Origin of the sequence: Defluviitalea phaphyphila (assembly GCF_001466305.1) — a bacterium.
Lineage (GTDB): Bacteria > Bacillota > Clostridia > Lachnospirales > Defluviitaleaceae > Defluviitalea_A > Defluviitalea_A phaphyphila.
On sequence record NZ_JWID01000030.1, the window covers coordinates 1 to 10147 of the forward strand.

Below are 10147 nucleotides of genomic sequence, written 5' to 3' on the forward strand. Positions count from 1 at the left end.
TTAAAAGATCATTTTCAACAGGATAATGAGTAAAAAACTACATTCTTAAATGATCAAAAAGTTACATTTTTAACTTGACATTTATAGAAAAAGACAGATTTATCCGTTTTGTTGCCATAGCATCACCTTCTTAATTCCTGCTCAAGTAGAATCTTATAACCACGTGCGTTGGCAAACTGGTCAAGAAAATCCGCATATTTTACTCTGCTGGATTCTTCGATATATCTCTTTAGCAGCATACTTCCCCCGCCAGTAAAAACAGTAGCGTTGCGAAATTCAAACCCATACTCTTGGATTTTCGATAATAAATTTTCTGTGTACTCTTTTGCTATGGCTTCAACTATTTCTTTAACATCCGCTTCAAAAATGACTGGTTCTTTGCCTGCTATTATATCCTGTACCTGACCTTCAGTAAGCCTGATGTTCATTTTTAATAGTTCCTGTTGAACATTTGCAATTAACGTAATGATTCCATCAGGAAGTGAGTAACATGATTTACTATCAATCATACCGTTCTCAACTCTGAAAATATCAACAGTATAGCCACCAATGTCTATTATGTTGCATAGGATATTCCTATAGTTATTAAATACCGTAATAAGTGAAGCATACCCTTGAGGATATACTTTGCAATTAACAATATCTACTTTATAATCTTTTTTATTAAAATTAAATTCTATGTTCTGCCTTAAAAAGTATTCCCGAAACTTTTTCTTAAAAATTCCATAATTGACTATCGGGAGCCCAACTCCAATGATTACATCCACATCTCCTTCTACTCCTGCCCTATCTATTGCATCTGCTATTGCTGGTAAAGACAAGATGAAAGCATCCTGGTTGACTGTTTTGTCCATTTGAACACACAGTCTATTGCTGCCTATACTATAAAATTTACCTTCATAAACTAACAAATTATTAGTTGAGATTGGTTCATAGTCAAATTTAGTAAAACCAGACTCGCTAATATAACCTTCGCTTGTTTTTGTACATTTGTTACCATTATCAAGACCTAATAAAATCCTATTGCTCATAACAATTCCTCCAATCTTGTGGTTTAGTTCGTTATAGTTCTTTTAATAAATCACTTTTTATAATTTCAAGTATTTCTACAATAAAAAAATTGCTTACCTGTTAATAAGGTAAGCGTAGGAATTTATTTTAACGGAGGTATATAATGTTAATTTATTTAAAATACCTTATTATTAAGGACAATTTTTTTATAGTAAATCATCTAATGCAAAGTCAAGTATTTTTGTTTACCCTTATATTCTAAATCCTTTTTCCCTTTCCACTTTACCTTTCTCTATATTATATATGTATTTAGTAAATTTGCCCAAATCCTTGATATTACAATACTTAAATAGATTTTTAAGCGACAAAAACCATGTTAGGGTATATTAGGGATAAGGTTTATTGGGTTAAGGAACAAGTATATGCTATATTAACTTTTATCACAACACCTTAACCCTTTTACCTTTAATCAATTAACTTTACAAAAATTTTTCTATTAAAATTTGACTTACCCCTAATAATCTGTATAATGTGGAAAATCAAATTTGAAAGGATGAACTTTATGAGCGAAAGTTTAGTAATAAAGGATTTTAAGACTCTCAAGGTTTGGCAGAAGGCGAATGCATTGGAGCAGGAGATAGGAGAATTGGTTAAAGGATTTCCGAGTTATGAGCAATATAGGCTTACAGACCAGTTAGTAAGGGCTGTTAGGAGTATAGGAGCAAACATCGCTGAGGGAAATACACAACTGTTTATCAAACGAGAATTATTTCATGCCAATGCTGCCCTTGGCAGTTGTGGTGAAACGAGAAACCACTTGCTAACTGCATATCAGAACAACTATATAAGTAAAGAACAATACAAGATTTTAGATGAGAAATTCCTCGAAATAATAAAAATGCTGTATGGATACATAAAAAGGCTAAAATCTAACTCAGATAATGAATCTGATGCTGCTATTAATTGGTAGAATTAAAGTGTCTTTACTTATTCCTAATCCCTTTAACCTTTAATCCTTTAACCCCTTGTATCATCTCTATAGAATATCGTAAAATGGGTATGGAGGCTAAGATATGTCTAAACCAAAAATGGTAGACTTTGAAGAGTTTTTACAGATGGATAAAGAAAACGAACATAGATTAGAATATTTTAATGGTGAAGTAGTTTACCTTGAATCTCCGTCAGTAGGACACCAGCGGGTTTTGTTAAATATCGCAACAGAATTCCGAAAATACTTCAGAGGCAAATCTTGTGAGGTATTCATCTCCCCACTGGATGTCTGGTTAACAAATAAAGAAAAAACTACCAAAGTAAAAGTTCAGCCTGATTTAATAGTTATTTGTGATAAAACTGGATTAATGGAAAACGCATATGAGGGTATACCAGCCCTAGTTATTGAAATAATTTCCACTTCTAATCAAACCCACGACAGAGTAAGAAAGTACAGTACTTATATGGAATTTGGTGTAAATGAATATTGGATGATAAATCCAAAACTTAAAACAGTTGAGGTATATGTATTAGAAAAAGATGAGTACAAACAGGCTGCTATTTACAAAGGTAGTGATTGTGCTGCATCTCAAACTTTTAAGGAATTAGGGATTAGTTTAAAAGATATTTTTTAAAATAAAAAACGATGAAGTTCTCCATCGTTTTTTGTATTCTACTCTTAATAAAAGTAAGTAAGCAACAAGGAAAAATGCCTTGGAAAGACCGCTAAATCTCCAAAGCATTTTAAAAAATCCTAATAGCCCTGTTTTTTAAAAAAGGTTCTATAGGCAAGGTGTTAAAGCACCTCCTTTTTCACATTCCTTTATGGATTTTACACATTTTTCTTTTAACTTTCATATCCGCTTAAGTTCCCGTAACGTACTTTAAGTCCCCGTAAGGCACCTAAAATGCCTATAACGTACCTAAAATTCCCTTAAATCTAACTTGACTTTAACTATTTGATAATCCCAATATTTGTTTCTGTAACTATTATGTCCTCATGATTAAACCCCTTATCCCATATGCTGTTGGCTTCTATAAAAATAGATTTTTCCTTTTTTGTTACAAAGCCAGCCAGCATATATTTTTTGCCATCCTCTATATATGGAGTATAAAATACCATCCTTTTATCCAGACTTAGGTCTTTTTCCTTTTCTTCAATGTGAGAAAGGATATTTTGTTTTGCCTTATTAAAATCCAAGCCAAACTCTTCTAAATTACTAAAAAATTTATCTGAAAAAGTTATTACTTTTTTTCTTTCCAAAATCTTCACCCTTTCATATATAACCTATTTATATCTATAGACTTCACAACTTGTTTACAATATAACACAATTCTTATTATTTCAATTCTGTCAAATGCTTTTGCAGTATTTTTTATTAACAACTATATTAAAGAAGGGATTTATAATACATTTACCTCCCCCCTTTATCTCCATTCCCTTTGTATTTTTATACTTTATTCTAATTCTCGTACCGAGAAATACGGGTCAAATCTTTAATGCACTCCAAAAGTCCTCAGTTTAATTAGTTACACAATTATAATTCCAGTTCTCTTAACGTACCCTAAATGCCCTCGACAACGTGAAGATTTATTTTGGGGAATAACATTATTTTTGTAGAGCCAACTTTATTATCATGTAGTCGAGTTTATTTTGTATATATATGTTATGCAGCAACAAAATAAATACAAATCTTATTTATGATTTATTCAGTTACCCTACTATTTGTTTCTTCTCTGCTATATTTAATTAGTTTATCATATATCAATTCTATTGTTTTTTCATCAATAGTTGTATTAGGTTTATAGTTTATAATAAAATCGTTTAACCTTTCTACCTTTAATACTGTTATTGGTGAGTTTTCCTGACCTTCTATTATTGTATTTTCATTTGACAAAACCACAATTTCTTTAATAGGTATATTTATTTGTGGAAATTCCTTATCCAGAAATTCCATTAATACCCTTTCGTGACGTCTAACTTGAAATAGAGGGTTTTTCATTCCTTTAGAATATCCATTTTGGATGATGCTCCAATCACCTTCTTTATTAATTAAGATTTTGGCGCCATGTTTCCCGCCATGATTTTTTGTTTCCAGATGAAAAACCCCGTTTTCCCCAATTACAATATGGTCAAATTCTTGAGATTCTATTGGATTAGGTAATCTTACATTATTTAAGACTTTATATCCGTCTAGCCATTTAAGATGATATCTGACATTTGCTTCACCTTCTCTTCCACTTTCTTTTATCATTTCTTCCGTCTTTTCAGATGTTGTATATTTTGTCTTATAATAATTCATTACATTATCTATATATTTATACCAAGCAGATTCATATTTATCTATATTCCTGTCTATTTTATGTATGGTTTTATTTAAAAATAGTTGTACACCTCTTATTATAAATAAGAGCAAATTAATTATTGTAAAAACCTTTATAATATAATAGGCTATTAAATTAATATTTGCATGGGTATAAAAATCGTAGGATAAAATTATATAATCATAATAGTAAATTGTAAGTTTTACGGCAGCAAGTCCTAAGACAACTAAAAACAGTCTTCTATATTGTCTCTTACAAAAAATCGAATTATAACAAAATAATATTGTTAACAAAACTACTAATATAACATTAGCAGTAGGGAAAATATAATATTTAAACATATATTGGGATAAATAGTAAACAATGCCAATACCAGCAAGTATAATTATATTGATAATGCTACCTTTAGTTTTGTTCTCTTCATTAGTATGGTTATTATCTTGATTATCTACCGTATTATTTTCATTTCCGTTAAATAGTATCCTCTTTAATGTTTTGCTACAAATTTTAAGTCCTTTAAGCCATATAAAAGAAAATCCTACTATTACAAAAAGAAGTGCCATAAAAAATATAATAAAAAATATAGAGTTAAAATCTTGCATATGTTACCTCCAGTAATATTTATATGATAATATTTATAAGTACATAGAGTTCTATAACTTCAATTACTTTGCTTTTACTATTTGTAACTTTATTATTTTACTGCCTTTGAATTACTAGCCAAATAACAGAAAAATATATATACAAAAGTTTTATATTTATAAGTATATAATATGTAAACTCTCTATCATATCTTACAGTTGTTTCTTGTAGTTTTACATCCGTATATTACAACAAGTTTGCTTTTTATCTTTTGACATAAAAATACACCAGATAATATAAAATTTATCATAATTATATCAAAAAGTTTCATTTAAATAAAGAGAAAGTAAAATAAAATACTTCAAACATATAGAATTGAAACTTTTAAAAATGAGTATATGGAGGAAACTTAAAATATATCTTGTTGGTTATGTTACCAAAAAACTATCTAATAAAGATACACTGTAAGTTTTAAAATGAACTTTAATAAGGATTACTGTTTCATAATAATCATCTGTAGCAATACCTGTCTTGTACTCGCCATTCTAATAGAAACTATCATATATTAAAACATGTCCGTAATAGTGGCTAATTTCTTTAGTTTCTCCATCTAAATATTTTATTGTGGTAATACAAGAAGGCTGGCCGGTAATGAACTCATTCCCTGGTTCATATATAAAAGACTTAAACCCAAAATTCTCAATCAATCCATTTAATTGTCTACTTTTTTCATTGGTATCTTCCAATGATGCTCTCCGCTCTTATATACAAACATTTCTCCACTATAATTTACATTGCCCTCATTATCCACTGTTACACTATAAACGGGGCAAGTCCCAAAACACATTGTTCTTTGCAATTTTATATATTCAAACATGATACTCCCACTTTTCATCTGCATATTCATATTCTTATATGAAAAATACTATATTCCATAGTGAATTAAGTATTTATTTTCATTAATTGCAGTAGATACCATTTCAATAAGTGATTCAAGTTCCTGCGATTGATAATGACTATTTGCCTTGATATATTTTTCAGGTTCGTAATCACTATACCATTTGTTTTCTTCAAAAGAATCTATTATTCCAAACTCATGCTTTGCCAAACTATCACCCCCATGCAAGTAATGTATAACCTCTTAATGCATATTTTATAGAAAGTTTTGACCTAAATAATCTCTGCAAAAATTTCATGTATATTACCATCTGGGTCTGCAAATAATGCTGTTCTTTGATTCCAGGGCATATTTTGAGGTTGATGAACAGGAGTTGCTCCCATCGTAACTAACTTTTTAAATGCTTCATCTACATCATCAGGATTTTCACATGGAAAGGCCAATTCAAAAGCCTGACCAACTACTTTCTTCCTATACTCATCACTATATGAATACATAACATTTCTCATACATATAGCAAATCTTACTCCATTATTTTCAAATTCAACATAATTGCCAAGGTCATTTTTAATTCTAAATCCAAGGACTTGATTATAAAAATTTCTCATCCTGTCAATTTTATCTGTCCAAATTGTAATAAGGTTAATCTCTGCTTTCATTATAAGTTCCTCCTTCTTAATTTCTCGTTTGTAGTTCGTAATATAAGTTCTATACAAAATGATTTTATTACTTAACAAGAAGCATTTCTGTTTCAGAAATAAGTTCCTTAAGCATATTTATCCCTTCTCTTGTAATATCTCTATCAGCGGAAAGTAATGTAATAATCTCATTTATTCTATTTTTATAATCCTTGGGCTTTATAATAAAGCCATCAATCATTCTGACCGCTTTTTTCTCATTAATACAGTATTTTTCATTCAAAGCAAATAAAACTTGATTTAAGCAGGAAATACTCCTAAAACAATGTCCGCATACATAATAAATGTCATCCTTATCGACATTATCCTCAGCAAACATTAAGGAAAAGGAGGCCTCAAACATAAAATATTGAACTATTGCATCTTTTAAAGTTTGAGGATATGGCTTGGTTTTGGATTTTAATTCTGAAATTTTACCACTGGGGTCAACAAGTATTTTGCAAACGGAAATTTCGCCCATATACATTACATTTAAATATGCATGGGGATGACCTGTTTGGTAATGAGCAGATACTTTTCCTGACAAACAATCATCAATAACCTGAGACACCCTTTTTATGTCACGTAATATAAAGTCTACATGATATCCCTGAATAATAAGCCATCCGCCTGCATTTACCCAAGAACCCCACCCACCTATTTGCGTAATTAAATTTTCTCTATGCTCATCATCTAGTTTTGCAGCAACCTTGCCTAATTCTCTGATATCAAAGCCCTCTGTTTCATCATAGTATATTCCGATATCTATGTCGGACTTTTCATGATGGGTACCTCTTGCTCTTGAACCTCCTAAAACTATACCTATAATACCTGGTATGCCTTCCAATTCTCTGCTGATTTGATTCAAAATATTTTCTACCACCACAGTACTTCACCTCCGTCTTCATTTCATTCTAATATCACTTCTTTCTCGCAGATACAAGCAGCATCATCGGTCGGCGCAGTTCATCCAACATTCCAGGTACTGTATTAAGCATATTTTCTGCAGGCTCTGGTTCAACAACTCCTGTTATTTCAAATCCTATTTTTATGAGACTGTTTAAGTATGTAGTAAGTGTTCGGTGATATTTAATAACTTCCTCACCTAAAAATTTAGCATTGCGAATACCTTCCGTGAAATAATGGTCAACTGGCCAATGCAGAATATTACCTTTACCATCATAATACCAATCCTGAGGGCCTTGTGCTGTAAAAATGGGATGCTCTACAGAAAATACAAAATCTCCACCTTTTGAAAGACATTTATATACTCTGACTAATACATCCTCAAAGGATTTAACATAGTGAAGAGCCAGAGAACTGATAACAACATCAAAGGATTCTTCAGGAAAATCTATGTCCTCTATTGGCATACAGATATACTCGATATTCCCACATTTCGTTTTATTCTTTGCCTCACTTAACATCTTTTGTGAAATATCAATTCCAATTACTGACTTTGCACCGTTCTCTACAGCATAGCGACAATGCCATCCAAACCCGCAGCCTAAATCTAAAACCCTTTTATCTTTAAAGTTAGGTAGCATCTTTTTTAGTTCATGCCACTCCCCTGCACCTTCAAGACCATTTTTTGAACGGCTCATATTGCTATATTTATCGAAAAAGACATCATCATCGTATTTATTTTGTTTCACTTTAATCACCCATTCACATATTCTTCTTTAAGATAAAATAAAGCGTTTATATGCTATTTTTCTTCCTGTATTTGTTTTAAAATTTTCCTCAATACATTTCCTTATTTCCTGCTGCTGTTTTTGTTTATCCATTACGGTTAAATTCTCTAATAAATCTGCTTCCCACTGTATTTGAAAATCAATACCATCAATTTTAGAAGGGGTATGATGATTGCCTATTATAAAACATATCCTATCAACATTTTTGTTATATCCCACCTTTTCCAATATCTTTCGTGCTACTGCTGGTCCCTCTTTTTCCTGATATACACCATCTATAGAACCATACTTCCTTTGTGCCTCAACAGCACCAATGTCATGGAGTATGGCAACAATCCTAATCACTTCTTTTTCTTCCTGTATATTTTCACCTTCCATTATATCCTCTGCATTTTGCAATACTTTGAGGGTATGCTCTATTCCGAAGGGAATTTCTTTAAAGACTTCTTTCATTTCTTCAATAATTTTCTCTATAAACATAAATTACCTCCAATATTTACATTGACTCTCCAATATCACTCTCAAACACCTTTTGATAAAAATCTAAAACCTCTTTGCAATTACCATTAAATACAAGGTATGGTATGACCATGCTCGTCCTCCTTTTTACCTTTACTATTTGTTTCAAGCCTTAAGTTTTCTTATAACCAATTACGAAATATTCTACAAAGTCGTATTATACTAATAATGTGAATTGACATTATTTATAAAGGCTTTTTTGGTCTATCCTTACAATAAAAGCAATTAGGGTCACTACACTTCTCTTCTGTCCATTCGTTACAATAAGCACAAAAATATGAATCATACTTTTCATACAAAATTAAGAAATTATCACACTTCGAGCACTTTTCATCTGCTATAGAGCCTTCTATTCGAATATCATTAATTATTACTTCATCATTATCTATATCTTCGATAATTCTCATTCTCATGCTCCACAATTCTTATTTCACAACATTACTACTAATATGTACTATATACCTTTATTTTACATCATATAGTCTATAAAAGCATCTACACTTTTATAACCAATTCCCCAAATAATTCCCAAAGTTCAATAGATAAACTCGAAATAACCGATTATGCTTTAATACAAAAATACAACTTTATTTTTATTTTGTTAGAACTTTATCGGTTATAATTTTGTTTTTCTTTTTCTAGAATTACCATCTTGCCATCTTTAGAAACAGAAAAAATAAGGCATGTCCTATAGAAATGTAAATAAAGTCCTTACATAAACTCCTTACAATTGCCAATATTCTTACACTTTAGAACTTCATCAAACCCCGTATTTTCAACACTCTCCCTTATTCCTTGTGCCTTTCAATCTCACAACTATATTTTCATTATAAAAGAACTTTAACATTCATAAAAATACCTTTTCTTTTTCTAGAATTTCTTCTTCATCATTTCTGAAACAGAAAAAAGATGCCAAGTTATTATAAAAAGTAAATAATGTCCTAATTCCTTTTCTCTTTTATCCCCATTTCCCTTGTATTTTATATACTTTATCCCCATTCTTGTATCAAGAAATGTGGGTAAAACCTTAATCTCATAATTTTATTTTCTTTCTGCAACTACTTTTATGCAATAAAAGGACTTTTCTGTTTCCGCAATTTTTATCCATATGAATTTTAGAAACAGAAAAAAATCGCTATGTTGTATAGCAAAAGTAAATAAAGTCCTATTACAAATTCCCTTTAATTCCCATTTCGCTTGTGTCTTGAAACTCTATTAACTCCAGTATTCTCAACACTTTCCCTTATTCCTTATCCCTTTTTATAAAACTACTTTATTTTATTTTTGCAACAACTAATTAACCCCTATTTTAAGCCCAAAATGTTTCCTATTTTCCTTACCCCTTTTTCCTTAATCCTAACTATATGTAATCCAAACAAACTCCTTTCCTTTTTCAAATAAACTCCTTTCACAAATCCCCCTCAAACCCTTGATACTACTTACTTGTTATT

13 protein-coding genes are annotated in these 10147 nt (G+C 30.5%); 2 read left to right on the top strand and 11 right to left on the bottom strand.

Annotation, left to right across the window (positions count from 1 at the left end; genetic code table 11):
* Positions 1-122 precede the first annotated feature (122 nt).
* Positions 123-1031, bottom strand: coding sequence for a ParM/StbA family protein (locus tag OM90_RS11130; RefSeq protein WP_058486956.1), 909 nt, complete (start codon positions 1029-1031; stop codon positions 123-125).
* A 542-nt stretch (positions 1032-1573) separates the two neighbouring features.
* Between OM90_RS11130 and OM90_RS11135 the strand changes: the two genes are divergently transcribed.
* Together OM90_RS11135 and OM90_RS11140 are read left to right on the top strand one after the other, a co-directional pair.
* Positions 1574-1981: a four helix bundle protein gene (locus tag OM90_RS11135; RefSeq protein ID WP_058486957.1), complete on the top strand. Its 408-nt coding sequence runs from the start codon at positions 1574-1576 to the stop codon at positions 1979-1981.
* Positions 1982-2084: 103 nt separating this feature from the next.
* A complete protein-coding gene (locus OM90_RS11140) occupies positions 2085-2636 on the top strand; it encodes a Uma2 family endonuclease (RefSeq protein ID WP_058486958.1) in 552 nt (183 codons plus the stop codon).
* A 320-nt stretch (positions 2637-2956) separates the two neighbouring features.
* On the opposite strand, the gene OM90_RS11145 is transcribed toward OM90_RS11140, so the two are convergent.
* The 10 genes from OM90_RS11145 to OM90_RS11185 all read right to left on the bottom strand — a co-directional run bounded on the left by OM90_RS11145 (position 2957) and on the right by OM90_RS11185 (position 9103).
* On the bottom strand, positions 2957-3265 hold the full coding sequence (locus OM90_RS11145) for a hypothetical protein (protein ID WP_058486959.1): 309 nt from the start codon (positions 3263-3265) through the stop codon (positions 2957-2959).
* Positions 3266-3707: 442 nt separating this feature from the next.
* Entirely contained in the window at positions 3708-4928 is a 1221-nt protein-coding gene (locus OM90_RS11150) for a nuclease-related domain-containing protein (RefSeq protein WP_058486960.1), read from the bottom strand.
* Positions 4929-5453: 525 nt separating this feature from the next.
* Positions 5454-5654, bottom strand: coding sequence for a hypothetical protein (locus OM90_RS13240; protein ID WP_242860903.1), 201 nt, complete (start codon positions 5652-5654; stop codon positions 5454-5456).
* The gene (locus OM90_RS13245; protein WP_242860904.1) at positions 5621-5785 is read right to left on the bottom strand and encodes a DUF6438 domain-containing protein; all 165 of its coding nucleotides are present in this window, start codon (positions 5783-5785) and stop codon (positions 5621-5623) included. Before OM90_RS13245 ends, OM90_RS13240 begins: the two co-directional genes overlap by 34 nt.
* 48 nt (positions 5786-5833) lie before the next feature.
* A complete protein-coding gene (locus tag OM90_RS11160) occupies positions 5834-6016 on the bottom strand; it encodes a hypothetical protein (protein WP_058486961.1) in 183 nt (60 codons plus the stop codon).
* 62 nt (positions 6017-6078) lie between these two features.
* Entirely contained in the window at positions 6079-6465 is a 387-nt protein-coding gene (locus OM90_RS11165; RefSeq protein WP_058486962.1) for a VOC family protein, read from the bottom strand.
* Between the two features lie 67 nt (positions 6466-6532).
* On the bottom strand, positions 6533-7369 hold the full coding sequence (locus tag OM90_RS11170; RefSeq protein WP_058486963.1) for a nucleotidyltransferase domain-containing protein: 837 nt from the start codon (positions 7367-7369) through the stop codon (positions 6533-6535).
* Between the two features lie 34 nt (positions 7370-7403).
* Complete coding sequence (locus OM90_RS11175; protein ID WP_058486964.1) at positions 7404-8138, bottom strand: class I SAM-dependent methyltransferase; 735 nt, start codon at positions 8136-8138, stop codon at positions 7404-7406.
* Positions 8139-8165: 27 nt separating this feature from the next.
* Positions 8166-8657 carry an HD domain-containing protein gene (locus OM90_RS11180; protein WP_058486965.1) on the bottom strand — a complete coding sequence of 164 codons (492 nt, stop codon included), beginning with the start codon at positions 8655-8657 and terminating at the stop codon, positions 8166-8168.
* Between the two features lie 224 nt (positions 8658-8881).
* A complete protein-coding gene (locus tag OM90_RS11185; protein WP_058486966.1) occupies positions 8882-9103 on the bottom strand; it encodes a hypothetical protein in 222 nt (73 codons plus the stop codon).
* Positions 9104-10147: the final 1044 nt, after the last annotated feature.

Bases quoted from the DNA above. Each gene is read 5' to 3' on its own strand.
- OM90_RS11130 (WP_058486956.1), bottom strand. From the start codon at position 1,031: ATGAGCAATAGGATTTTATTAGGTCTTGATAATGGTAACAAATGTACA.
- OM90_RS11135 (WP_058486957.1), top strand. From the start codon at position 1,574: ATGAGCGAAAGTTTAGTAATAAAGGATTTTAAGACTCTCAAGGTTTGG.
- OM90_RS11140 (WP_058486958.1), top strand. From the start codon at position 2,085: ATGTCTAAACCAAAAATGGTAGACTTTGAAGAGTTTTTACAGATGGAT.
- OM90_RS11150 (WP_058486960.1), bottom strand. From the start codon at position 4,928: ATGCAAGATTTTAACTCTATATTTTTTATTATATTTTTTATGGCACTT.
- OM90_RS13245 (WP_242860904.1), bottom strand. From the start codon at position 5,785: ATGTTTGAATATATAAAATTGCAAAGAACAATGTGTTTTGGGACTTGC.
- OM90_RS11165 (WP_058486962.1), bottom strand. From the start codon at position 6,465: ATGAAAGCAGAGATTAACCTTATTACAATTTGGACAGATAAAATTGAC.
- OM90_RS11180 (WP_058486965.1), bottom strand. From the start codon at position 8,657: ATGTTTATAGAGAAAATTATTGAAGAAATGAAAGAAGTCTTTAAAGAA.
- OM90_RS11185 (WP_058486966.1), bottom strand. From the start codon at position 9,103: ATGAGAATTATCGAAGATATAGATAATGATGAAGTAATAATTAATGAT.